The organism is Streptomyces sp. NPDC048461 (genome assembly GCF_055587105.1).
This window is the reverse complement of the sequence record NZ_JBVJGW010000006.1, coordinates 165504-188876: the sequence shown is the minus strand read 5'-3', so window position 1 is coordinate 188876 and position 23373 is coordinate 165504. Positions and strand designations below refer to the sequence as shown.

At 74.7% G+C, this 23373-nt stretch carries 22 protein-coding genes; 10 read left to right on the top strand and 12 right to left on the bottom strand.

Going from position 1 to position 23373, the window contains the following annotated elements:
- Positions 1–40 precede the first annotated feature (40 nt).
- Positions 41–802 (bottom strand): translation initiation factor IF-3, encoded by a 762-nt coding sequence (gene infC, locus ACZ6S8_RS13265; RefSeq protein ID WP_469455163.1) that lies wholly within the window; start codon positions 800–802, stop codon positions 41–43.
- A gap of 326 nt (positions 803–1128) precedes the next feature.
- Here infC and ACZ6S8_RS13260 point away from each other — a divergent pair, with 326 nt between their 5' ends.
- Positions 1129–1506: a DUF1844 domain-containing protein gene (locus tag ACZ6S8_RS13260; protein ID WP_383925828.1), complete on the top strand. Its 378-nt coding sequence runs from the start codon at positions 1129–1131 to the stop codon at positions 1504–1506.
- 108 nt (positions 1507–1614) lie between these two features.
- Here the strand turns inward: ACZ6S8_RS13260 and ACZ6S8_RS13255 are convergent, their stop codons facing one another.
- Genes ACZ6S8_RS13255 through ACZ6S8_RS13245 form a run of 3 tightly spaced genes read right to left on the bottom strand, consistent with a single transcriptional unit; the run spans position 1615 to position 4391 of the window.
- A complete protein-coding gene (locus ACZ6S8_RS13255) occupies positions 1615–2358 on the bottom strand; it encodes an SseB family protein (RefSeq protein ID WP_469455160.1) in 744 nt (247 codons plus the stop codon).
- Between the two features lie 21 nt (positions 2359–2379).
- Positions 2380–3603: a type VII secretion-associated serine protease mycosin gene (gene mycP / locus ACZ6S8_RS13250; RefSeq protein ID WP_469455158.1), complete on the bottom strand. Its 1224-nt coding sequence runs from the start codon at positions 3601–3603 to the stop codon at positions 2380–2382.
- Positions 3600–4391, bottom strand: a complete 792-nt coding sequence (locus ACZ6S8_RS13245; protein WP_469455156.1) for a hypothetical protein — start codon at positions 4389–4391, stop codon at positions 3600–3602. The genes mycP and ACZ6S8_RS13245 overlap by 4 nt, the downstream gene beginning before the upstream one ends.
- Positions 4392–4603: 212 nt before the next feature.
- Here ACZ6S8_RS13245 and ACZ6S8_RS13240 point away from each other — a divergent pair, with 212 nt between their 5' ends.
- Positions 4604–5806, top strand: coding sequence for an amino acid deaminase/aldolase (locus tag ACZ6S8_RS13240; protein ID WP_469455154.1), 1203 nt, complete (start codon positions 4604–4606; stop codon positions 5804–5806).
- Positions 5807–5863: 57 nt separating this feature from the next.
- Here ACZ6S8_RS13240 and ACZ6S8_RS13235 read toward each other — a convergent pair whose 3' ends face one another.
- From ACZ6S8_RS13235 to ACZ6S8_RS13220, 4 genes are all read right to left on the bottom strand, one after another.
- Positions 5864–7204 (bottom strand): haloacid dehalogenase-like hydrolase, encoded by a 1341-nt coding sequence (locus ACZ6S8_RS13235; RefSeq protein WP_469455153.1) that lies wholly within the window; start codon positions 7202–7204, stop codon positions 5864–5866.
- 151 nt (positions 7205–7355) lie between these two features.
- Positions 7356–8147 carry a 3-oxoacyl-ACP reductase gene (locus ACZ6S8_RS13230; RefSeq protein WP_386533053.1) on the bottom strand — a complete coding sequence of 264 codons (792 nt, stop codon included), beginning with the start codon at positions 8145–8147 and terminating at the stop codon, positions 7356–7358.
- 5 nt (positions 8148–8152) lie between these two features.
- On the bottom strand, positions 8153–9517 hold the full coding sequence (locus ACZ6S8_RS13225; RefSeq protein ID WP_469455150.1) for an aldehyde dehydrogenase family protein: 1365 nt from the start codon (positions 9515–9517) through the stop codon (positions 8153–8155).
- Positions 9518–9629: 112 nt separating this feature from the next.
- Positions 9630–11003: a glutamine synthetase family protein gene (locus ACZ6S8_RS13220; RefSeq protein WP_469455148.1), complete on the bottom strand. Its 1374-nt coding sequence runs from the start codon at positions 11001–11003 to the stop codon at positions 9630–9632.
- 77 nt (positions 11004–11080) lie between these two features.
- Between ACZ6S8_RS13220 and ACZ6S8_RS13215 the strand changes: the two genes are divergently transcribed.
- The 3 genes from ACZ6S8_RS13215 (at position 11081) to ACZ6S8_RS13205 (ending at position 14224) form a co-directional block, all read left to right on the top strand.
- Entirely contained in the window at positions 11081–11827 is a 747-nt protein-coding gene (locus tag ACZ6S8_RS13215; protein ID WP_351276080.1) for a FadR/GntR family transcriptional regulator, read from the top strand.
- Positions 11828–11978: 151 nt separating this feature from the next.
- The gene (gene eat / locus ACZ6S8_RS13210) at positions 11979–13448 is read left to right on the top strand and encodes an ethanolamine permease (RefSeq protein WP_469455145.1); all 1470 of its coding nucleotides are present in this window, start codon (positions 11979–11981) and stop codon (positions 13446–13448) included.
- Positions 13449–13498: 50 nt separating this feature from the next.
- Positions 13499–14224: a gamma-glutamyl-gamma-aminobutyrate hydrolase family protein gene (locus ACZ6S8_RS13205; RefSeq protein ID WP_469455143.1), complete on the top strand. Its 726-nt coding sequence runs from the start codon at positions 13499–13501 to the stop codon at positions 14222–14224.
- A gap of 140 nt (positions 14225–14364) precedes the next feature.
- Here the strand turns inward: ACZ6S8_RS13205 and ACZ6S8_RS13200 are convergent, their stop codons facing one another.
- Positions 14365–15291: a LysR family transcriptional regulator gene (locus ACZ6S8_RS13200; RefSeq protein WP_469455141.1), complete on the bottom strand. Its 927-nt coding sequence runs from the start codon at positions 15289–15291 to the stop codon at positions 14365–14367.
- 70 nt (positions 15292–15361) lie between these two features.
- Here ACZ6S8_RS13200 and ACZ6S8_RS13195 point away from each other — a divergent pair, with 70 nt between their 5' ends.
- Complete coding sequence (locus ACZ6S8_RS13195; RefSeq protein ID WP_469455139.1) at positions 15362–16480, top strand: TDT family transporter; 1119 nt, start codon at positions 15362–15364, stop codon at positions 16478–16480.
- Positions 16481–16488: 8 nt separating this feature from the next.
- On the opposite strand, the gene ACZ6S8_RS13190 is transcribed toward ACZ6S8_RS13195, so the two are convergent.
- Positions 16489–17121 (bottom strand): sigma-70 family RNA polymerase sigma factor, encoded by a 633-nt coding sequence (locus ACZ6S8_RS13190; protein WP_469455138.1) that lies wholly within the window; start codon positions 17119–17121, stop codon positions 16489–16491.
- Between the two features lie 89 nt (positions 17122–17210).
- On the opposite strand from ACZ6S8_RS13190, the gene ACZ6S8_RS13185 reads away from it, so the two are divergent.
- Positions 17211–18056, top strand: coding sequence for an alpha/beta fold hydrolase (locus ACZ6S8_RS13185; RefSeq protein WP_469455136.1), 846 nt, complete (start codon positions 17211–17213; stop codon positions 18054–18056).
- Between the two features lie 41 nt (positions 18057–18097).
- On the opposite strand, the gene ACZ6S8_RS13180 is transcribed toward ACZ6S8_RS13185, so the two are convergent.
- A complete protein-coding gene (locus tag ACZ6S8_RS13180; protein ID WP_469455134.1) occupies positions 18098–18811 on the bottom strand; it encodes a helical backbone metal receptor in 714 nt (237 codons plus the stop codon).
- Between the two features lie 17 nt (positions 18812–18828).
- Positions 18829–19461 (bottom strand): helix-turn-helix domain-containing protein, encoded by a 633-nt coding sequence (locus ACZ6S8_RS13175; RefSeq protein WP_384029408.1) that lies wholly within the window; start codon positions 19459–19461, stop codon positions 18829–18831.
- A gap of 299 nt (positions 19462–19760) precedes the next feature.
- Here ACZ6S8_RS13175 and ACZ6S8_RS13170 point away from each other — a divergent pair, with 299 nt between their 5' ends.
- The 3 genes from ACZ6S8_RS13170 (at position 19761) to ACZ6S8_RS13160 (ending at position 23365) form a co-directional block, all read left to right on the top strand.
- Positions 19761–20666 (top strand): 5'-3' exonuclease, encoded by a 906-nt coding sequence (locus tag ACZ6S8_RS13170; protein ID WP_469455466.1) that lies wholly within the window; start codon positions 19761–19763, stop codon positions 20664–20666.
- A 49-nt stretch (positions 20667–20715) separates the two neighbouring features.
- Positions 20716–21555, top strand: a complete 840-nt coding sequence (locus ACZ6S8_RS13165; RefSeq protein ID WP_469455131.1) for a siderophore-interacting protein — start codon at positions 20716–20718, stop codon at positions 21553–21555.
- Positions 21556–21787: 232 nt separating this feature from the next.
- Positions 21788–23365: a serine hydrolase gene (locus ACZ6S8_RS13160; RefSeq protein ID WP_469455129.1), complete on the top strand. Its 1578-nt coding sequence runs from the start codon at positions 21788–21790 to the stop codon at positions 23363–23365.
- Positions 23366–23373 lie beyond the last annotated feature (8 nt).

Below are 23373 nucleotides of genomic sequence, written 5' to 3'. Positions count from 1 at the left end.
GTCATGTCGTGTTGGTGATCCGAGACGGGCTGCCCCGGAATCAGGCCTGGGCGTTCGCCTCGTGGGCGGGCGCCTCGCCGGCACCTGCCTCGTCGGTGGCAGCCTCGGTGACCTCGGCGGCCTCGGTCTCCTGCGCCTCGGGCTCGGCGTCCTCGGAAGGAGCCTCGTCGTCGGTGTAGGAAACGCCGTCTTCGGTGTAGGCGACGCCCTGGCGCTCGGCCTTGCGGGCGGCCTGCGCCTCGCGGGCCTCGGCCATGGCCTCGGTCTTCTTCTTGTGCGGACCGAGGACCATGATCATGTTTCGACCGTCCTGCTTCGGGTTCGACTCGATGAACCCGAGGTCTTCGACGTCCGTGGCGAGACGCTGCAGCAGTCGGTAGCCGAGTTCCGGCCTGGACTGCTCGCGACCACGGAACATGATCGTGATCTTGACCTTGTCGCCCTGCTTGAGGAACCGGACGACGTGACCCTTCTTGGTGTCATAGTCGTGCGGGTCGATCTTCGGCCGGAGCTTCATTTCCTTGATGACCGTGTGCGCCTGGTTCTTGCGCGCCTCACGGGCCTTCATGGCCGACTCGTACTTGAACTTGCCGTAGTCCATGAGCTTGCAGACCGGCGGGCGTGCGGACGCCGCGACCTCGACCAGGTCGAGGTCGTACTCCTGCGCGAGCTCAAGCGCCTTCGCAAGCGGCACGATGCCGACCTGCTCGCCGCTCGGACCGACAAGCCGTACCTCGGGAACGCGAATCCGGTCGTTGATGCGGGGCTCGGTGCTGATGGATCCTCCTCGGTAGCACCACACGACTGCCTGGCAGACAGCCGCTGACGTGTATTTCCGTCAGACCTACCGCGGCGGGAGAATGAAAAAAGCCCCGCCGGGCACAGGCAGGGGCTCCAAAACAACCGGAGCACCGCCGCGTGCGAACCGCGGGGCGCAAAATCGGGCGGCTTTCCATCGTCCGTACGGAACGATGGATACCGCCTGACCGGATGACCCGCCACCCCGGGGGGCGGTCAGGTGGGAGAACGGAGCCTCCACTTGTGGGCCGGGCACAGCAGTGTCCGGCCGGTCGAAGTACATACTAGCACCCGCGTGGCAAGCCCGCCGCACGGCATATCGTGGGCCACATGACTGACGCGACCCCCTCCACCGACCCCGCTGCCGACGCCTCCCCCGACTACGACGCCATGACCCGCGACATCGCGGACGTCCCCGCGGTCGAGGTGATCACCACGGTGGCCGTACACCTGCTGAGCGCCGCGGCGGTCAATCTGGGCCTGGACAAGCCGGACTCCGAGCACAAGGACCTCGACGAGGCCCGCAAGCTGATCACGGCCCTGGCCGGCCTGGTCACGGCGAGCGCCACCGAGATCAGCTCCTTCCACGCCGCCCCGCTGCGGGACGGTCTGAAGTCTCTCCAGCTCGCCTTCCGCGAGGCCTCCATCGTCCCGGACGAGCCGGGCCAGGGGCCGGGCGAGAAGTTCACCGGCCCGGTCTTCGGCTGAGCCCCGCACCCCTCCGTACGGCGACGGCCGGCGCGACCCCGCGGGGGCGCGCCGGCCGTCTTCGTACCGTCGGGGGGTCGTGCGCCGCGTGCGGGCGGACGGCAGCCGTCAGCGGGTGAACAGCGGTGCGCCGGACGGCGCCGGGGCGTCCTCGGGCAGCAGGGCCAGGTCCAGTCCCCGGACCAGCCGGGCCCGCAGCGTCCCGTCCGCCGCGAGGGCCTCGGCGAGCCGCCGGGCGGCCGCGGTCGCCTGCGCGCTCCCGCCGGCCAGGACGACGGCGAGGGTGCCGTCGGCTCCCGCCGCGGCCGGGCCCAGGTACGCGCGCAGCACGTCGGGTTCCGCCGCCACGGCGGCCCGTACGGCCTCCCGTACGGCGGGGTCGGCCAGCGGGTCCGCGTCGGTGCGGCCCTCGGCGAGCGCGAGCAGCGCGGGGCCGGTCAGCTGGTAGGCGACCGGGCCGGCCAGGTCCAGGACCAGGGTGTCGGCCTTCTCGTGCGCGGCGGCGGCGAGGGCCTGGTGCAGCGGCACGGCCACGGGCCGGGCGGCCGGGTCCCAGAGCGCCAGGGAGGCGGTCGAGGTGAAGGCGGGCAGCGCGCGGCGGTCCCCGGCCCGCAGGGTGGGGACGGCCATGTCGCTGGTCTTCTCGCGCTTCAGGCCCGTCTCCGGGTCGGTCTCCACCTCGCCGAGGACGGCGACGACGGGGACCAGCAGGCGGGCGCCGCCGAGGGCGGCCAGCACCTCGGGCTCCTTGGCCCGGTCCTCGGCCCAGGCGGCCAGGGCCGCGGTCAGCCGGGGATCGGCGGAGCCGTCGTCGTCGGAGAAGCCGGGGTCGGGAATGTTCTTGTTCGCCATGTTCGCCACAGTGACCCGACCCTACTGTGCCGCGTACGGATCCCGGCCCCGGCCCCGGGCGGCCCGCCGCGGGCGCCGGGCCAGTACGGCGGCCAGGGCGAGCAGCGCGGCCCCGGCGAGCGCGGCCTGCGGGGCGCCGAACCGGGCCTCGCGCTCGGGCGGGCGGGCCGGTTCGGGCCCGGAGCCGAAGTAGGGGCGCTCGGCCGGGGCGGGTGCGGGCACCGGCGCCTCCGGCAGCATTGCCTCGGCCACCTGGAGCGCGGCGGCGGGGTCGACCGTGCCGTGGCCCCGGGCGTCGTCGCGGCCGCCGGCCGGGGAGTCCGAGGCGGTGTCCTCCAGCAGTTTCTTGACCTGGGCCGGGGAGAGGTCCGGGTGGGCGGCCCGGACCAGGGCCACCGAGCCGGAGACGAAGGCGGCCGCCGCGCTGGTGCCCCAGCCCTCGTAGTACGACCGGTCGGGGTCGGCGATGACCACGTCCACGCCGGGGGCGCTGACGGTGGCGTACCAGTTCCGCGTGGAGAAGGCGGCCTTGCGGCCCCGGCGGTCGACGGCGGTCACCGCGATCACGCCCGGGTAGGCGGCCGGGTAGGAGACGCGGTCGCCGCTCTCGCCGCCGTTGCCCGCGGAGGCGACGACGACGACGCCCTTGGCGAGGGCGTACTGGACGGCCTCGTCCTCCCCCGCCTCGTGGTGCGCGGAGTCGCTGTCGTCGCCGAGCGACAGGTTGATCACGTCCGCCCCGTGGTCGGCGGCCCAGCGGATGCCCTCGGCCAGGGCGCCGCCCTTGCTCTCGCGGGCCTTGGCGCGTCCCGGGTCGCCCTCCTCCAGGATCACCCGCACCGGCAGGATCTTCGCCTGCGGGGCGATGCCGAGGACGCCCTGGCCGCGGCTGGGGCCGTGCCCGTGCCCGGCGATGATGCCGGCCATGGCGGTGCCGTGGCGGGCCCAGGCGCGGTCGCCGCGGCCGGCGCCCATGCCGATGAGGTCGGTGCCGGCGAGGACCTGGCCGGCGAGGTCGGGGTGGGCGTCGTCGACCCCGGTGTCCAGGACGGCCACGGTGACGCCGTCGCCCCGGGTGGTCCCCCAGGCCTCCTCGGCGCGCAGGGCCAGCAGGCCCCACTGGCGGTCCCGGATGGTGTCGGCGGCGGCGGGGGGCGCGACCGCCGCGGAGGCGAGGAGCGCCGCGGCGGTCAGGGCGGCGGCGCCGGGCGCGAGGGCGCGGGCCGGGCGCCGGCGGCGGGTCATCGGGCGGGCTCCGGGGCGGCGGGCGGGGCGGCGAGCGCCCGCACGGCGGCTTCGATCCGGTCCGCGACGGCCTCGGCGTCGTGGCCGAGGCCCGCCTGGGCGACGGCTCCGGTGGCGTCCTTGCGCACCGCCTCCTCCGCGGGGCGGGGCGCGTCCACGGCGCGGCCGTCGCCGAAGGCGGAGACGGTGTAGACGACGACGGGGGCCTCGGGGAGCGCGGCGACGCTCCAGGCGGCGCGCTGGGCGTCGGTGAACCCGTACGCGGGCGGCGCGGTGAGGAGCGTGGCGGCCGCGGCCATGGCGGCGGCGTCGGCGGGGGTGAAGACCATGCCGACCGCGACCAGGGAGGAGCGGGTGGCGTCGGTGTAGGTGGCGCGCAGCACGCGGGTGCAGCCGGTGGCGGCCAGCCGGTCGCGCCACTCGGCGGAGAGGGCGCCCGCGCAGTCGGCGTCGGGGGCGACGGCGATCCGGGTCCAGGTCCGGTCGGCGCCGCCGGGACCGGCGTCGGGGCCGGCCAGGACGGTGGGGAAGAGGCCGTCCACGGGGGCGGTGTGCCACAGCGACCCGGCCGCGCGGTAGGCGGCGTCGGGGGGCAGGGGCCGGTGGGCGGCGCGGTGTTCGGCCCAGGCGGCGGCTCCGGCGCCGCCGGCGAGGCCGGTGCCGAGCAGGCCGCACAATACGGCGGCGAGGACGCGTCCGGGGTGGCGGCGCGGGCGGGCTGCGGGGAGCGGCGCCGGGAGCGGCTCGGGCTCGCCCGGCAGCTCGGTCCGCGGTGTCGTCGTGGTCATCCGGCGGCTCCGCCCCCCGTTCCGTACGGCTGCCTGCCCGTACTCTACGGCTCCTCCCGGCGGTACGCGGGCCCCGGGTGTCCGGCGGTCCGGGCGGGGACGGGGCCGGGAGCGGGCCACGGCGCCCCGCGCCGGGGCGGGGCGGGGACGGAGCGGGTACCGGCCCCCTCGACCCCTACCCACCGGTAGTGCGGTCTGGCAAGCTGCCGCCCATGAACTCCCCCGCCGCCGACCGGGCCCGGTACGACCGGGCGACCGCGCACCTCGACGCGCCGCTGGCCGTCGTGGACCTCGACGCGTTCGACGCCAATGCCGACGACCTCGTCCGCCGGGCCGGCGGGAAGCCGGTCCGGGTGGCCAGCAAGTCGGTCCGGTGCCGGGCCCTCCTCGAACGGGTTCTGGCCCGGCCCGGGTTCGCCGGGATCATGTCGTACACCCTCGCCGAGTCGGTGTGGCTGGCCCGCTCCGGTTTCGAGGACGTGCTGCTGGCCTACCCGTCCGCCGACCGGGCCGCTTTCGCCGAGCTGGCCGGGGATCCGAAGCTCGCCGCGGCGATCACGGTCATGGTCGACGATCCGGCCCAGCTGGAGCTGATCGACCGGTCCCGTGACGGCGGCGCCGAGGAGATCCGGGTCTGCCTGGAACTGGACACGGCCCTGCACCTGTTCGGCGGCCGGGTCCGGGTCGGGGCCCGGCGTTCGCCGCTGCGCGAGCCGGAGCAGCTGGCCGCGCTGGCCCGTACGGTCGCGGCCCGTCCGGGCTTCCGGGTGGTGGGGCTGATGGGGTACGAGGGCCACGTCGCCGGGGTCGGCGACGCGCTGGCCGGGCGCCCGCTGCGCTCCCGGGCCGTCCGGCTGATGCAGAGCGCGGCCCGCAGGGAGCTCGCCGCCCGGCGCGCGGCGACCGTACGGGCCGTCCGCGCGGTGGTCCCTGACCTGGAGTTCGTCAACGGCGGCGGGACCGGCAGCGTGCAGCAGACCGCCGCCGAGGACGCGGTGACGGAGATCGCGGCCGGGTCCGGGCTGTACGTACCGCGCCTGTTCGACAACTACACCTCGTTCCGCGGGCGTCCGGCGGCGCTGTTCGCCCAGCCCGTGGTCCGGCGGCCCGGCGTCGGCGTGGTCACGGTGCTCGGCGGCGGCTACCCGGCCTCCGGCGCGGCGGGCGCGGACCGGCTGCCCGTCCCGTACCTGCCGCAGGGGCTGCGCTACGACCCGCAGGAGGGCGCGGGCGAGGTGCAGACCCCGCTGCTCGGCAGCCCGGCCGACGACCTGCTGATCGGCGACCGGGTGTGGTTCCGGCACGCCAAGGCCGGGGAGCTGTGCGAGCGCTTCGACACGCTGCACCTGATCGAGGGCGACCGGGTGACGGCCACCGCCCCGACCTACCGGGGCGAGGGCCGCACCTTCCTGTAGTCCCGTTCAGTCCCGTTCAGTCCCGTTCTTCCGGAACCGGCCGCGCGGTCCCCTGCGCTAGGCGGTCCCCTGCGCGTACACGGAGTCGGTCTGGTCCGGAATGACGGTGGCGTCGTCCCGGCGGACCGGGCCCGGGGTGCCGTCGTGGTCGACGTAGCCGGTGGTGGCGCACGGGTAAGGGGCGGTCTTCTGCTTCTTCGGCTCGATGAACATCGGGTTCACGATCCACTTGCCGTCGCCGTCGTCGTACGCGCGGCACATGAGCTCGTTCTTGTTGCGGTTCACCACCAGCCGCAGGGCGGTCGCGTCGCGCAGGAACGAGATGTCCGTGTCGGAGTCCCCGGCGGCGAACACCTGGCGGCGGGCGGGCGGCTGGACCCGCTCGGCGGCCGCGCCGCGGACTCCGAAGACCTCCTGGTTGATCCAGCAGCGCTTGCCGTCGATGTACGTGATCATCGTGTCGGCGCCGTCCCGGACCGAACCGCAGCCCTTCAGGTGGGCGGTGAGCCTCCCGTCGCGCGCGGTGGTGTTGCGGATGCCGATGACGTGCCCGGCGTCGATCCCGACGCCCCGCGCCCAGACCTCGACGACCGGCTGGGGCGAGGCCGAGCTGATCCAGACGTCGAAGCCGGCCTTCTGCAGGCCCGCGACCAGGTCCTTCTGCTGGTCGTAGTAGCGGACCCAGCCGGTGGCGGTTCCGCTGCCGACGCGCTGGACGGCGCCGACCGGCGCGGCAAGGTTCTCCGTACGGGCGGCCGCGGCGAACGCCCGTACCTCGCGGGCGGTCCAGCCCTGCGTCAGCTGCGCGAGCCAGGCGTAGCCGGGCTCGGTGGTGCGCCGGTCCCAGCCGGCGAAGGCGGCGGCGCCGGCCCGGGTCACGGCGGTGCCGTAGACGGCGTTGACCTCGTCGGCGCAGCGGTCGGCCGCGGGGGTGCCGGCGCCGGTGGGCAGCGGGGCGCCGGGGCGGGCGAGGCCGCCGCAGGCGCCGGCCAGGGCGCCGGCGGCGGCGGGGGTCAGGAAGCGGCTGGTGGTGGACCAGTCGCCGCGGTCGGGCTGGCGTATCTTCCCGTTGCGCAGCAGCCAGAACATGGTGGCGTCACCGACGTCGTTCTTGACGACGGTGTTGTCCCAGTCGAAGACGGCGACGGGCTTGGGCCGGCCGGGCCGGTGCGGGGCGCAGCGTCCGTACGTGTCGATGAGCCGCTGGAGCCGGGCCTGGTTGTCGCCGTACCAGCCGGCCTTGAGCTGCGGGGTGGCGCAGGGGGTGCCGGGGCGGTGCGCCGGGGCGGCGGGGGCCGCGGCGACGAGGGTGCCGGCGGCCAGCACGGCCGCGGCGACGGCTCGGAGCCGCCGGGTGCTGCGGGGTCGGGGGCGGGGTCGGGGGCGGGGTCGGGTCACTGGGGGGACACTCCTGTTCCTCTTCCTACGAAGATCGTCGCGGGTGGTGGAGCACGGCAGCCGGGCGTCGTCGTGACGCCCGGCTGCCGGGAGGTGCGGTCCAGGTGACCGGTGGGGCGGCCCGGCCCGGCCGGGCCGCCGACCGGGCCGGCTAGAGAGGGGTGACGTACGCGCCGGAGATGCCGCCGTCGACGACGAAGTCGGCGGCGTTGACGAAGGAGGAGTCGTCGCTGGCGAGGAAGGCGACGGCGGCGGCGATCTCCTCCGCCTCGGCGAAGCGGCCGACGGGGATGTGGACGAGGCGGCGGGCGGCCCGCTCGGGGTCGCTGGCGAACAGCTCGCGCAGGAGCGGGGTGTTGACGGGCCCCGGGCACAGGGCGTTGACGCGGATGCCCTCGCGGGCGAACTGCACGCCGAGCTCGCGGGACATGGCCAGGACGCCGCCCTTGGAGGCGGTGTAGGAGATCTGCGAGGTGGCGGCGCCCATGAGGGCCACGAAGGACGCGGTGTTGATGATGGATCCGCGGCGCTGGGCCTGCATGTAGGGGAGGGCGGCCTTGCAGCACAGGTAGACGGACGTGAGGTTGACGTCCTGGACCCGCTTCCACGCGTCGAGCTCGGTGAGCAGGATCGAGTCGTCGTCGGCGGGCGAGATGCCCGCGTTGTTGAAGGCGATGTCGACGGAGCCGTAGGTGTCGAAGGCCGTCTTGAAGAGGGCGTCGACCTGCTCCTTGTCGGTGACGTCCACCTGGACGAAGAGGCCGGCGACCTCTTCGGCGGCGGCCTTGCCGGCGACCGGGTCGACGTCGGCGCAGACGACGTTGGCGCCTTCGGACGCGAGCCGGCGGGCCGCGGCCAGACCGATGCCGCTGCCGGCCCCGGTGATGACGGCGGTGCGGCCGACGAGGCGGCGGCAGATGATCTCTTCGGTGCGGTCGGTCATGGGGTTCAGGCCTCCGTGCTGATGAAGACGTTCTTGGTCTCGGTGAAAGCGGTGAGGGCGTCGGGTCCGAGCTCGCGGCCGAGGCCGGACTGCTTGTAGCCGCCGAAGGGGGTCGCGTAGCGGACGCTGGAGTGGGAGTTGACGGACAGGTTGCCCGCGGCGACGGCGCGCGAGACGCGCAGCGCGCGGCCGATGTCGCGGGTCCACAGGGATCCGGAGAGGCCGTACTCGGTCGCGTTGGCCAGGCGTACGGCGTCCTCCTCGTCCTCGAAGGGCAGGACGACGGCGACCGGGCCGAAGACCTCTTCGGTGGCCACGGGCGCCGTGGGGTCGACGTCCGTGACCAGGGTCGGGGGATACCAGAAACCGGGGCCCTCGGGTGCGGCGCCGCGGACCGTGGTCAGGCCGTCGGTGACGTAGGACCGGACCCGCTCCAGCTGCGCCCGCGAGATGAGCGGTCCCATCTGGGTCTTCTCGTCGGCCGGGTCGCCGACGACCACGTTCTCGATGCCGGGGACGAGCAGTTCCAGGAACCGGTCGTAGGCGGAGCGCTGGACGAGGATGCGGGTACGGGCGCAGCAGTCCTGGCCGGTGTTGTCGAGGAAGGCCATCGGGGCGGCCGCGGCCGCCGCTTCGAGGTCGGCGTCGGCGAAGACGATGTTGGGGCTCTTGCCGCCGAGTTCGAGGGTCACCCGCTTCACCCGGTCGGCGCACTTGGCCATGATCTGCTTGCCGACGCGCGTGGAACCGGTGAAGACGATCTTCGCCACCCCCGGGTGCTCGACGAGCGCGTCGCCCGCGACCGCCCCGCGGCCGGGGAGCACCTGGAAGAGGTGCTCGGGGATCCCGGCTTCGAGGGCGAGTCCGGCGAGGCGCAGGGCCGTGAGCGGGGTGGTCTCGGCGGGCTTGAGGATGACGGCGTTGCCGGCGGCGAGGGCCGGGGCGAGGCCCCAGGCGGCGATCGGCATCGGGAAGTTCCAGGGGGCGATCACGCCGATGACGCCCAGGGGTTCGAGGAAGGTGACGTCGATGCCTCCGGCGACGGGGATCTGGCGGCCGGAGAGCCGCTCCACTCCCCCGGCGGCGAAGTCGAGGAGGTCGCGCACGTTGCCGGCTTCCCAGCGGGCGTTGCCGATGGTGTGGCCGGCCTCGCGGACCTCCAGCAGGGCCAGTTCCCCGATGTGGCCGTCGACGACCGCGGCGAAGCGGCGCAGCAGCCGGGCCCGGTCGGCGGGGGCGACCGCGGCCCAGCGGCGCTGGGCCGCGGCGGCCCGGGTGACGGCGGCGTCGACGTCGTCCCGTGTGGCGGCCGGGACGGTGGCGACGACTTCCTCGGTGGCCGGATTCAGGACTTCCAGCGCATCGGACACGTGGTGCCTCACAGACTTTCGGTTCGGTGGCGTCGAAGGGAAGGGCGACGGGGCCGCAGTGACGGGCGGGCGGGCCGCAGCGACAGGCCGGGCGGGCCGGAGCGGCGGCCGGCTACAGGCGCTCGAAGGAGCGGCGCAGTTCCCAGTCGGTCACGGCGGAGTCGAAGGCGTCGAGTTCGACCCGGGCCATGTTCCGGTAGTGGGCGACCACCTCGGGGCCGAACGCGGCCTTGGCGATCTCGCTGTTCTCCCAGAGCTCGGCGGCTTCGCGCAGCGTCGTGGGGACGTGGGCGTAGTCGCCGGTGTAGGCGTTGCCCGCGCACGCCTCCGGCAGTTCCAGCCGGTGCTCGATGCCGTAGAGGCCGGCCGCGACCAGGCCCGCGACCGCGAGGTACGGGTTGACGTCCCCGCCGGGCAGGCGGTTCTCGAAGCGCATGGAACGGCCGTGGCCGACCACGCGCAGGGCGCACGTGCGGTTGTCCACGCCCCAGGCGACGGCGGTCGGTGCGAAGGATCCCGGCCGGAAACGCTTGTACGAATTGATGTTGGGGGCGTAGAGAAGGGAGAAGTCGCGCAGCGCGGCCAGCTGACCGGCCAGGAAGTGGCGCATCACCGGTGACATTCCGCCGTGGTCGTCCGGTCCGTCCCCGGCCATGGCGTTGCGTCCGTCGGAGTCGCCCAGCGAGAGGTGGATGTGACAGGAGTTACCCTCGCGCTCGTCGTACTTGGCCATGAAGGTGAGCGAGACGCCTTCCTGGGCGGCGATCTCCTTCGCTCCGGTCTTGTAGACGGCGTGCTGGTCGCAGGTGGTGAGCGCCTCGTCGTAGCGGAAGGCGATCTCGTGCTGCCCGAGGTTGCACTCCCCCTTGGCCGACTCCACGACCAGGCCCGCGGCCTGCATCTCGTTGCGGATGCGCCGCAGCAGCGGTTCGACGCGGCCGGTTCCGAGGACGGAGTAGTCGATGTTGTACTGGTTGACCGGGGTCAGCTCCCGGTAGTTGGCGTTCCAGGCCTGTTCGTAGGTGTCCTGGAAGACCATGAACTCCAGCTCGGTGCCGACCATCGCGGTGTACCCGTGTTCGGCGAGGCGCTCCAGCTGGCGGCGCAGGATCTGCCGGGGGGCCGCGACGACGGGCGACCCGTCGCTCCAGGCGAGGTCGGCGACGAGGAAGGCACTGCCGGGGTTCCAGGGGAGGCGGCGCAGCGTGGCGAGGTCGGGGTGCATGGCGAAGTCGCCGTAGCCCCGGTCCCAGGAGGACATCTCGTAGCCGTCGACCGTGTTCATCTCGGTGTCGACGGCGAGGAGGTAGTTGCAGCCCTCCGTACCGTGTTCGAGGACCTCGTCGAGGAAGAACGGTGCGGCGAACCGCTTCCCCTGGAGGCGCCCCTGCATGTCGGGGAAGGCCATGACGACGGTGTCGATCTCGCCGCTGGCAACGAGCGAGCGGAGCTCTTCGGGCGTCAGCGGCGGCGTGCGGTCTACCACGGGAATCTCTCCTTCGGTGAGCCGAGAAGGCCTAAGGTATTGAATAGAACCATTGCTTGGGAAGGGGAGGGGCCGAGATGACCGACACGGCGAGCGAGGGCGGGGCCGTCGCCCGGCTGAATCCCGTGCTGCGGCAGGTGCGGGCGGGCAACGGTTTCGAGGAGGCGCTGGAGCAGATCCTCCAGGTGGTCCGGCTCGGTCTGGTGCCGGGCGGCGAACGGCTGCCGCCCGAGCGCGAACTGGCCGAGCGGATGGGGATCAGCCGGGTCACGCTGCGCGAGGTGCTGAAGGTGCTGCAGGATCAGGGACTCGTGGAGGCCCGCCGGGGACGGTACGGCGGAACGTTCGTCCTGCCCCGCCCCGACACCCCGGCGGGCGGTACCGAGGAGGAGCTGCGCCGGCGCGTCGCGGGGGTGGACATCGAGGACGCCCTGCGGTTCCGCGAGGTCCTGGAGGTGGGAGCGGCCGGACTGTGCGCCGCGCACGGCCTGACCGAGGAGGGGACCGAGCGGCTGCTGGCCGCGCTGGCCGCGACCCACGACGCCCCGCTCGCCGACTACCGGCGCCAGGACACCCTGTTCCACCTGACCCTGTGCGAACTGGCCGGTTCCGCCACCCTGACGGCCCAGTACGCGGCGGTCCGGGCGACCGTGAACGACCTGCTGGACTGCATCCCGCTGCTGGTGCGCAACCTGGAGCACTCGCAGCAGCAGCACACCGCACTGGTGGAGTCGGTGCTGGAGCGGGACGCCGACCGGGCCCGCGCGACGATGCGCGAGCACTGCTGCGGCACCGCGGCGCTGCTGAGGGGGTTCCTGGCCTGATCGCGCCCACGGGTGGCGCGTTCCCGGCGGATCTCCGCAGGCGCTCCGGAGAGGCATTCGTTACTTCCGTTTAACGCAGAGGTCTTGCGCACTCCACCCCACTGCGGCAAAGGTACGCCCCACAACCATTGCCCCGAGGCAGGAGCGCACGATGGCCGACGACATCGAGGCACGGCTGACAGCCGTGCCCGCACCCACCGATTCCCCCGAGGGCGGCGACGACTACCTCAAGCGCCGCACCCTGCGCCGCGGCAGCGCCGGCTGGCTGCTGCTCACCGGCCTCGGCGTCGCGTACGTCGTGTCCGGCGATTTCTCCGGCTGGAACGTCGGCCTGGACAAGGGCGGCTTCGGCGGGCTCGCCATCGCCACCGTCCTGATGGGCGCGATGTACGCGTGTCTGGTCTTCTCGCTCGCGGAGCTGTCCACCATCCTCCCCACGGCGGGCGGCGGCTACGGCTTCGCCCGGCGCGCGCTGGGCCCCTGGGGCGGCTTCCTCACCGGCACCGCCATCCTGATCGAGTACATCCTGGCCCCGGCCGCGATCGTCATCTTCATCGGCGACTACGTCGAATCCCTCGGCCTCTTCGGCCTCACGTCCGGCTGGCCGGTCTACCTCGCCTGCTTCGCGGTCTTCATAGGCGTCCACCTCTGGGGGGTCGGCGAGGCCCTGCGCTTCAGCCTCGTCGTCACCGCCATCGCCGTCGCCGCACTGCTGATCTTCGCGGTGGGCGCCTTCACCGAGTTCGACGCGGCCGGCCTCAACGACATCCCCGTCGACGCGGAGGCCTTCGGCTCGAACTCCTGGCTGCCGATGGGCCTCCTGGGCATCTGGGCCGCGTTCCCCTTCGGCATGTGGTTCTTCCTCGGGGTGGAGGGCGTGCCGCTGGCGGCGGAGGAGGCCAAGGACCCGGTCCGCTCCATGCCGAAGGCGCTGTCGATCTCCATGGGCATCCTCGCGCTGCTGGCGCTGATCACCTTCTTCGCGGCGACCGGCGCGCAGGGCGCCGACGCGGTCCGCACGGCCGGCAACCCGCTGGTCGTGGCCCTGGAGGGGGACGGCGGCCCCACCGCGCTCAGCCGTTTCGTCAACTACGCCGGCCTCGCCGGGCTGGTGGCCTCCTTCTTCTCGCTGATCTACGCGGGCTCGCGCCAGCTCTTCGCCCTCTCCCGGGCCGGTTACCTGCCGCGGTTCCTCTCGCTCACCTCGCGGCGCAAGGCCCCGTACCTGGGTCTCGTCATCCCCGGCGTGATCGGCTTCGCCCTGGCCGCGGCCACCGGCGACGGCGCCCGCATGCTGAACATCGCGGTGTTCGGCGCGACCATCTCGTACGCCCTGATGGCCCTGTCGCACATCGTGCTGCGGCGCCGGGAGCCCGGGCTGGAGCGCCCGTACCGCACCCCGGGCGGGATCGCGACCTCCTCGGTGGCCTTCGCGCTGGCCCTTTCGGCCCTGGTCGCCACCTTCCTCGTGGACAAGGACGCGGCGTTCATCGCGCTCGCCGTGTACGCCGTCGCCCTCGCCTACTTCGCCTTCTACAGCCGGCACCACCTGGTGGCCTCGGCGCCCGAGGAGGAGTTCGCCGCCCTCGCCGAAGCGGAGGCGGAACTCGCACGCGACTGAAATCCTGGCCCCTGACCGACGCCACCACTCCCGTCCCGGAGGTAGAGAACGTGCCCAGGCCGCTCATCGGCATCAGCACCTACGTGGAGGAGTCCACCCGCTACGGCGTGTGGGACCTCCCGACGTCCCTGGTCCCCTCCGGGTACTACGAACTCGTCCAGGCGGCGGGCGGCGCGGCCGTGCTGCTCCCGCCGGACGAGCCCGGGAGGGCCGCGGAGGTGCTGGACCGGGTGGACGGCCTGGTCGTCGCGGGCGGTCCGGACCTGGACCCGGTCCACTACGGCGCCGCCCGCGACCCCCGTACGGGCGCCCCCGCGACCGTCCGCGACCGGTGGGAGCTGGCCCTGCTGGAGGCGGCGCTGGCGGCGGGCCTGCCGCTGCTGGGCATCTGCCGGGGCATGCAGGCGCTGAACGTGGCGCTGGGCGGCACGCTCGTCCAGCACATCGACGGGCACGTCGCCGCCCCGGGGGTGATGTCCCGGCACCCGGTCCGCCCGGTGCCGGGCACCCGGTACGCGGCCGCGGTCCCGGAGGAGGCCCAGGTGCCGACGTACCACCACCAGGCCGTCGACCGGCTGGGCCGGGGCCTGGTCGTCTCGGCCGACGCGGTGGACGGCACGGTGGAGGCGATCGAGTTCCCCGGTACGGAGCACTGGGTGCTGGGCGTCCAGTGGCACCCCGAACGCGACCGGGACACCCGTGTGATGGGCGCCCTGGTCGAGGCCGCGGCGGCCCGCGCCGCCCTGCGCACACCGGACCGCGTCCCGGTGGCGTGACGCCCCCGCGGGGCCGGGGCCGCACGGCGGGCCGGGGCCGCACGGCGGTCCGGAGCGCCGGACGCGGGCCGGACGGCGTCCGGGGAGGCCGTCCCGGCCGGCGCCCCCGTTCCGTACGCCCGTAGCCGCCGGACGGGGCGCTACGGCGCCGGGCGGCGGGTGAGGGACAGGAGGTCCCGCGCCGGGCCCGCCGGGCGGGAGCCCGCGGGCCACACGGCCCGCAGTGCCCGGTCCAGCGGCGCCCCGGCCACCGGTACCTCCACCAGGCGGCGCGCCGCGAGCTCGTCCCCCACCGCCAGCTCCGACAGCACGCACGGCCCGGCCCCGCTCAGCGCCGCCGCCTTCACCGCCGTGGTCGACGCCAGCTCCAGCAGCGGCTCCCCGAGCCCTCCGCTCCCGGCCAGGGCGGCGTCCAGCACCTGGCGCGTCCCCGACCCCCGCTCGCGCAGGATCAGCGGGGCCGAGGCCAGTTCGGCCGCCGTCACGCCCTTCGAGCGCCGCGCCCACGCGTGGCCCGGCGCCACCGCCACCACGAGGCGGTCCTGCGCGATCACCGCCGAGTCCAGTCCGTCGGGCACGGTCAGTCCCTCCACGAAGCCGAGGTCCGCCTCGTGCGCGAGGACCCGCTCGGCGACCACGGCCGAGTTCCCGGCGTGCAGGGACACCGCCGTGTCCGGCCGCTGGCCGCGCAGCGCGATCAGCCACCCGGGCAGCAGGTACTCCGCGATGGTCATGCTGGCCGCCACCCGAAGCCGCGAGTCCCGCCGGCCCCGCAGGGCCTGCGCTCCCGCGTCGAAGGCCTCCGCCGCGTCCACGACCCGCCGGGCCCAGTCCGTGACCAGCGCGCCCTCCGCCGTCAGCGTCGAGCCGCGCGGCGACCGGTCGACGAGGGCCACCCCCAGCCGCGTCTCCATCGCCCGGATGCGGCTGCTGGCCGCGGGCTGCGTGATGCCCAGCCGCCGGGCCGCCCCGCTCAGACTGCCGACCCGCGCGACCTCGAGCAGCAGTTCCAGCGCGCCCAGATCCGGCACCCGGTGCGCCAGCGGAACCCACTCCTCATTACCCATAACATCAGTTTATGGCCTCATAGGGAGATGCCCTCTGCCAGCCGGTTCGCGCCCGCCGGACCCTGGAGTCATGGCCACCACCCTCGCGCTCCCCCGCACCACCCGCCCCGCGGCGACCGCCCCCCGGGCCCACAAGGCCCTGCGGAACCTCGGGCCGAACTGGTACGCCTCCGTCATGGGCACGGCGATCATCGCCAACGCCGGCGCGACGCTCCCGTACCAGCTCCCCGGCCAGCGCGTGGCCTGCCAGCTCGCCTGGGCGCTGTCCGCCACCGCCCTCGCCGTACTGCTCACGGCCCGGGCCGGGCACTGGATCCACCACCGCGACCAGGCCCGCGCGCACCTCCTCGACCCCGCCGTCGCCCCGTTCTACGGCTGTCTGTCCATGGCCCTGCTGGCCGTCGGCGGCGGCACCCTCCTCGTCGGCAAGGACCTCATCGGCCTGGACGCGGCCGTCGCCGTGGACGCCGTGCTGTTCAGCGCCGGCACCGCGATCGGACTGCTGATGGCCGTGGTCGTCCCGTACCTGATGGTCGTGCGCCACAAGGTCGAGGCCGCCCAGGCCACCCCCGTGTGGCTGCTCCCCCTGGTCGCCCCGATGGTCTCCGCGGCGCTCGGGCCCCTGCTCGTCCCCCACCTGCCCGCCGGGCAGGCCCGCGAGGCGATGCTGCTGGCCTGCTACGCCCTGTTCGGCGTCAGCCTGCTGGCCACCCTGCTGATGCTCCCCCTGATCTTCGCCCGGCTGGTCCTCAGCGGCCCGCTGCCCCTGCTGCTCACCCCGACCCTGTTCCTCGTCCTGGGCCCCCTCGGCCAGTCCACCACCGCCGTGAACCAGCTCGCCGACGTGGCGCCCGGTGCGATCGGCGCCCCGTACGCGGAGGGCCTCGGCTCCTTCGCGGTCGTGTACGGGGTCCCCGTGATGGGGTTCGCGCTGCTGTGGCTGGCCCTCGCCGCGGCCATGCTGGTGCGCGCGGCCCGGCGCGGGATGGGATTCTCGATGACCTGGTGGGCCCTGACGTTCCCCGTGGGCACCTGCGTCACCGGCGCCGCCGGTCTGGCCCGCCACACCGGCCTGACCGCCTTCGCCTGGCTGGCCGCCGCCCTCTTCGCCTGCCTGCTGACGGCCTGGCTGCTCGCGGCCGCCCACACCCTGCGCGGCCTGTTCACCCGCAGCCTGCCGGCCCGCTGAACCCGGGCCTACGCGGCGCCCGTGAGCCGGTCGCGCTGGATCCGGCGGGCGAGGGCGCGCCGCACGGAGGGGGATCCGGCGGGGGGCGGCCCCTCCGGGGCCGGTCCGGCCGGGGGTGCTCCGGCGAGGACGTCGAGACCGCGGGCGATCCGGTCGTACGCGGCCCGGCAGCCCGCGGGCAGCCCGTCCCGGTGCCGGTCCAGGTCCTCCTCGACGAGCCGCCTCAGCTCGTCGACGCTCCCGGGGGTGAAGCGCTGCCGGCCCCGGGCGGCCGCGTCGACGAAGCGCGTACAGCGGGCGGCGCCGCCGAGGGACTCGGAGATCTCCTCGGCGAGGCCCCAGAGGCGGCCTTCGAGCCAGGGGCCGTCGCGCTGGTCGAGCCGGAGCCCGGCCGGGGGCGGCGGATCGCCCTCCCGGTACTTCGCGACCTGCTTGGAGACGGCGGGCTGGCTCATCCCGGTGAGCCGGGCGATCTTCTCCTGGGTCCAGCCGCGGCCGACGAACAGCTGGATCATCTCGCCGCGCAGCCTGCGCATGTCCTCACCCGCGCGGATGACCTCGTTCATGTCGGCGAGCATGCGCCCGGCCTGTTCCTCGGTCAGCCCGCCGGGGTTCCCGTCCGCGCCCTCATCGCCTGTCATGGCTCGGTTATACACCCGAGGAGCCCGGGCCCCGACACCCCGCTATAACCTGGTTGTACAACCTGGTTATAACTGGCAGGATCCGCGGCATGCCCACCTTCACCGCGCCCGACGGCACCCGCCTCGCCTATCGCGTGACCGGCACCGGCGATCCCCTCCTCTGCCTCCCGGGAGGTCCCGCGGACTCCCGGTACCTCGGCGACCTCGGCGGCCTGTCCGCACACCGCCGGCTGATCGTCCCGGACCTCCGCGGCACCGGCCGGTCCGCGGTCCCCGACGATCCCGCCTCCTACCGCTGCGACCGCATGGTCGACGACGTCGAGGCCCTGCGCGCCCACCTCGGGCTCCCCCGGACGGACCTCCTGGCACACTCCGGCGGCACCGACCTCGCGGCGCTCCACGCCGCCCGGCACCCGGAGCGGGTCGGCCGGCTCGTCCTGGTCACCCCGGGCGCCCGGTCCGTCGGCCTGGCCGCCACCGGTCGGGAGCGGCGCGAACTCGCGCTGCTGCGCAGCGAGGAGCCGTGGTTCCCGGCGGCCTTCGCCGCCCTGGAGGCCCTCATCGCGGGCGCCGGCGGGGACGGGCAGGCCGTCGCCCCGTTCCTCCACGGCCGCTGGGACGCCGCGGCCCGGCGGCAGCACGCGGCCGGGCAGCCGCGCAACGCGGAGGCGGTCGCCCGCTTCGCCGCCGAGGGCGCGTTCGACCCGGGCGCGACCCGGGCCGCGCTCGCCGCCTTCGCGGCGCCCGTCCTGCTGCTCGCCGGGGAGTACGACCTGAACAGCCCGCCCGGCAGCGTGGCCGGCTTCGCGGAGCTCTTCCCGGGCGCCACGCTCGTCGTCCAGCCGGGAGCGGGCCACTACCCCTGGCAGGACGACGCCGACCGGTTCGTGTCGGCCGTCGCGGCCTTCCTCCGCGCAGAGCGGCCCGGCGACTGAGGGGACCGGCCCTTCAGCCCGGCCCGTTCAGCCCGGCCCGTTCAGCCCGCCGCCGCGCGCAGCGCCCGCGCCAGTACCGCCGGGGCTTCGGCGAGGGAGGGCCCGTACCAGGTCAGGTGGCGGCCGGAGACCAGCGCGGCGGGCAGCTCCGGGAAGGCCTCCGGTCCGTCCGCGGCCGTGAAGCGGTACGGCTCGTCCGGCAGCACGACCAGGTCGCAGCCGCTCGCCGCCAGTTCCCCGGCGGGGATCCGCGGGTACCGCTCCGCGTGCCCGGCGTAGACGTTGCGCACCCCCAGGCGGGCCAGTACGTCCCCCGCGAAGGTGTCCCGGCCCAGCACCATCCACGGCCGCCGCCAGACCGGCACGAACGCGGTCCGGGACGCTGCCGGCTGCTCCGCCCGGGCCCAGGCCGCCTCGGCGTCCGCGAGCCACCCCGGCCTCTTCAGCCCCAGCACGCCCACCAGCAACCGGTCCAGCTCCCGCAGCGCCTGCGGGAGGTCCCGCACCTCGGTCACCAGCACCTCCAGCCCCGCCGCGCGCAGCGCCGCCACGTCGGGGGCCCGGTTCTCCTCCTCGTTGGCGATCACCAGGTCCGGGCGCAGCTCCGCGATCCGCCGCACGTCGGGGTTCTTCGTCCCGCCGATCCGCACCGCGCCCCCGAGGTCCCCGGGGTGCGTGCACCAGTCGGTGACCCCGGCCAGCAGGCCGGGCGCGCTCACCGCGACCGCCTCGGTCAGCGACGGCACCAGCGACACGACCCGCCGCACGCCGTTCAGCGCCCGGGGGACGGCGGCTCGGACGTGGCGTGGATGTGCTCGCCGACCGCGACGACCAGGATCCGGGTGTCCTCGGTGACGGCCCGCCAGCGGTGCCGCACCCCGCCGGACAGGAACAGCGCGTCCCCGCTCTCCAGCCGGTACGCCCGGCCCTCGGCCTCCACCTGGCAGGCGCCGGCGACCACGTACATCAGTTCGTCGTTGCGGTGCTGGTACTCCCGGCCCGCGTCCTGGTCTCCGGTGAACTCCAGGGCGTGCAGCTGGTGGTGCCCGCGCACGAGGGGCCGTACGCCGGGCACCGGGGTGAGGGCGGAGTCGTCACCGGCCCGCACGAGGTCCACGGTGCGGGCCGTGTCGGAGGCGGCCAGCAGTTCGACGGCCGTGGTCTCCAGGGCGTCGGCGACCCGTTCCAGGGAGCGCATGCTGGGGCGGGCCCGCTCGTTCTCTATCTGGCTCAGGAAGGGGACGGACAGGCCGCTGCGCGCCGATACGGCGGCCAGCGTCAGCTGGAGCGCGCGGCGCCGCTTGCGCACGGCCACGCCCACGCGGAGCGGCTCCCTGGCGTCCTTGTCCTTGCCCTTGTCGTCCTTGCCATCCGGCGTGCCGTCCGTGCCGTCCCTGTCGTTCATGTCGGGGCTGCCCTCCCCTTGTCCGTCGCACATCGGTGTGCTGTAAGCACCTTACGCAGCAACCGCCTCCGGTTTCGCGTGCACGAGCGCACTGGTCCCCCGCCACGGGTGATCATCCGTGCCCGCCCGGTGACCTTCCGTGGTCGTCCGCGGGCCGCCACCGTACGCCGTCGCCCTGGAGCCCGGCCGGGGTTCCGCTCGGGCGGCCCGGCCGCGGCCGGGCCGGCGGCCCGCGCCGGCGCCCGGCGGACCGGCACCCGGGGTGCGGCATCATCGTCAGCGTGACGACACGACGCCTGATGCTCCTGGACACCGCCTCCCTCTACTACCGCGCCTACTTCGGTGTGCCGGACTCCGTGAAGGCCCCCGACGGCACCCCGGTCAACGCCGTGCGCGGACTGCTCGACTTCATCGGCCGCCTGGTCCAGGACCACCGCCCGGACGACCTGGTGGCCTGCATGGACGCCGACTGGCGGCCGCACTGGCGGGTGGAGCTGATCCCGTCGTACAAGGCGCACCGCGTCGCGGTGGAGACCGAGACGGGTCCGGACGAGGAGGAGACCCCGGACACCCTCGCCCCGCAGGTGCCGATCATCGAGGCGGCGCTGGACGCCTTCGGCATCGCCCGCGTGGGGGTCGCCGGGTACGAGGCGGACGACGTGATCGGCACGCTGACCGCCCGGGCGACCGGCCCGGTGGACATCGTCACCGGCGACCGGGACCTCTACCAGCTGGTGGACGACGCCAGGCAGCGGCGCGTGCTGTACCCCCTGAAGGGCGTGGGCACCCTCCAGATCACCGACGAGGCGTGGCTGCGCGAGAAGTACGGCGTCGACGGCCCCGGCTACGCGGATCTGGCGCTGCTGCGCGGGGACCCCAGCGACGGCCTGCCCGGCGTCCCCGGCATCGGCGAGAAGACGGCGGCGAAGCTGCTCGACGCGTACGGCACGCTGGACGGGATCATCGCCGCGATCGACGACCCGAAGTCGAAGCTGACCCCGACCCAGCGCAAGCGCCTGGACGAATCGCGGCCGTACCTGGCCGTGGCCCCCAAGGTGGTCCAGGTCGCCGGGGACGTGCCGATTCCGCAGTTCGACCCGGCTCTCCCGTCACTTCCGTCCCACCCGGAACTGGTCGACGCACTCGCCCATCGGTGGGGCCTCGGTGGAGCCGTGTCGCGCCTGAGCGGCGCGCTGCGCACCTGAGGTGCTAACTTAGGTAATCCTAAGTTTCAGGGGAGTCAGGGGAGACACCGTGGCAGAAGGACGCGCCCGCGCAGTCGGCACCGCCGTCGTCGTACGCACCGAGCGGCTGACGCCGCACATGGTGCGGATCGTGCTGGGCGGTGACGGTCTGGCCGGATTCGGCGCGGGCACGTACACCGACCACTACGTCAAGCTCCTGTTCCCGCCGCAGGGGGTCACCTACCCCGCGCCGTGGGACCTGGAGCAGATCCGCGCCGACTTCCCGCGTGCCCAGTGGCCGCGCCAGCGCGCGTACACCGTGCGGGCCTGGGACCCGGCCCACCGGGAGCTGACCCTCGACTTCGTCGTCCACGGCGACGAAGGCCTGGCCGGCCCCTGGGCGGCGCGCGTACAGCCGGGCGAGCTCGTGCGCTTCCTCGGCCCGGGCGGCGCCTACGCCCCGGACCCGACGGCCGGCTGGCACCTGCTGGTGGGCGACGAGAGCGCCCTGCCCGCGATCGCCGCGGCGATGGAGCGGATGCCGGCGGGCGCGCGGGTGCACGCGTACGTGGAGATCGAGGGCCCGTACGACGAGCAGAAGGTCGCCACGCCGGACGGGGTCGTCCCGGTCTGGCTGCACCGCGGCGACCGCCCGATCGGCGAGGCGCTCGTGGAGGCGGTCACCGCCCTGGAGTTCCCCTCCCAGGACGTGCACGCGTTCGTTCACGGCGAGGCGGGCTTCGTCAAGGAGCTGCGTCGCCACCTGCGCATGGAGCGGGGCGTTCCGCGCGAGCGGCTGTCGATCTCGGGCTACTGGCGCCTGGGCGAGACGGACGAGGGCTGGCGCGCGATCAAGCGCGACTGGAACGCGGCGGTGGAAGCCGAACAGGACCACGCCGCAGCCGCCTGACCCGGCGGCGCCCCCTGGCCCCGGGCCGATCCCAGCCCCGCCGGCCACTCCAGCCGGTCCGGGGCGTCTTCCAGCCCCGCCGGCGTTTGAGGCGCGGGGTCCGGGGCGGAGCCCCGCACCACCGCGTCGCTGACGCTCCCGCCCGGCACGGCGCGGGCCGGCCCGCCCACCCGCCCACCGGGGTCAACGGCCCGACAGGCGCGTTCACCCGTACGGCGGGACAATGGGCGGCATGCGTACGCTCCGCGCACTCGGCTCGGTCGGGGCCGCGATCCTCCTGACCGCGACGGCGGCGACCGCCGCTCCGGCGGCCGCCACGGCCCCGCCCGCCACCGCGCCGGCCGCCCCCAGCCCGCCCCCGGCCCCGAAGCCGCAGATCACCGACGCCCAGGTCGACAAGGCGGTCGCCCGCCTGGACCGGACCGTCGAGGACATGATGCGCCGCACCGGCGTGCCGGGGGTCTCCGTGGCCGTCGTCCACCGGGACAAGGTGATCCACCTCAAGGGCTACGGCGTCCGCCGCGTCGGCGAGCCCGGCGCCGTCGACCCGGACACGGTCTTCCAGATCGCCTCCCTCTCCAAGCCCGTCTCCTCCACCGTCGTGGCCGGCACCCTCACCGCCCCCGACGGATGGGACCGCCGCACCGAGCTCCCCGGGTTCTCCCTCAAGGACCCGTGGGTCACCGGCCACGTCACCACCGCCGACCTGTTCTCCCACCGCAGCGGCCTCCCCGACCACGCCGGGGACCTCCTGGAGGACCTCGGCTACGACCGGTCGTACATCCTCGACCACCTGCGCCTGGAAGCCCTCGCCCCGTTCCGCGCGAGCTACGCGTACACCAACTTCGGCCTCACCGCCGCCGCCGAGGCCGTCGCCCGCGCCGAGGGAACGTCCTGGCAGAAGCTCAGCCAGGACACCCTGTTCAAGCCCGCCGGCATGACGCGCACCAGCACGGAGTTCTCCGCCTTCGCGAACGACCCCGACCGCGCCGTCACCCACGTCCGGAACGCCGACGGCACCTGGAGCCCCCGCTACGTCCGCGACCCCGACGCCCAGGCACCCGCCGGCGGGGTCAGCTCCACCGCCCGCGACCTGTCCCGCTGGCTCCGCCTCCAGCTGGCCGGCGGCACCCTCGACGGCAAGCGCATCGTCCCGGCGGACACCCTCGCCCACACCCACGTGCCCGAGATCGTGTCGCAGCCGCCCTCCGGTCCCACCGCCCGCACCGGTTTCTACGGCCTCGGCTGGAACGTCTCGTACGACGACGCCGGCCGGCTGCGCCTGAGCCACTCCGGGGCCTTCGCCCTCGGTGCCAACACCAACGTGACGATGCTCCCCCTGGAGCAGCTCGGCATCGTCGTCCTCACCAACGGCGCGCCCGTCGGTCAGGCCGACGCCATCGCCCTGGACTTCTTCGACTTCGCCGAACACGGCAAGGTCACCACCGACTGGCTGGAGCTGGCCGCCGCGCTCTACGCACAGGTGGACGACGCGGGCCGCTCCCCCACCGACTACGCCCGCCCGCCGGCCGGCGCCGCGCCCGCCGAGGACAGCGCCGCGTACACCGGGACGTACGACAACCCGTACTACGGACCGCTCACCGTCACCGCCGACGACAAGGGCGCCCTCACCCTCTCCCTCGGCCCGAAGCCGATGCGCTTCCCCCTGACCCACTACGACGGGAACGTCTTCAGCTTCGAGACCGCCGGCGAGAACGCGGTGGGCCGCACCGGCGTGACGTTCGCCGACGGCACCGTCCGCGTCGAGTACCTCGACTCCACCGGCCTGGGCACCTTCACCGAGCGGTAGCCGCGCCG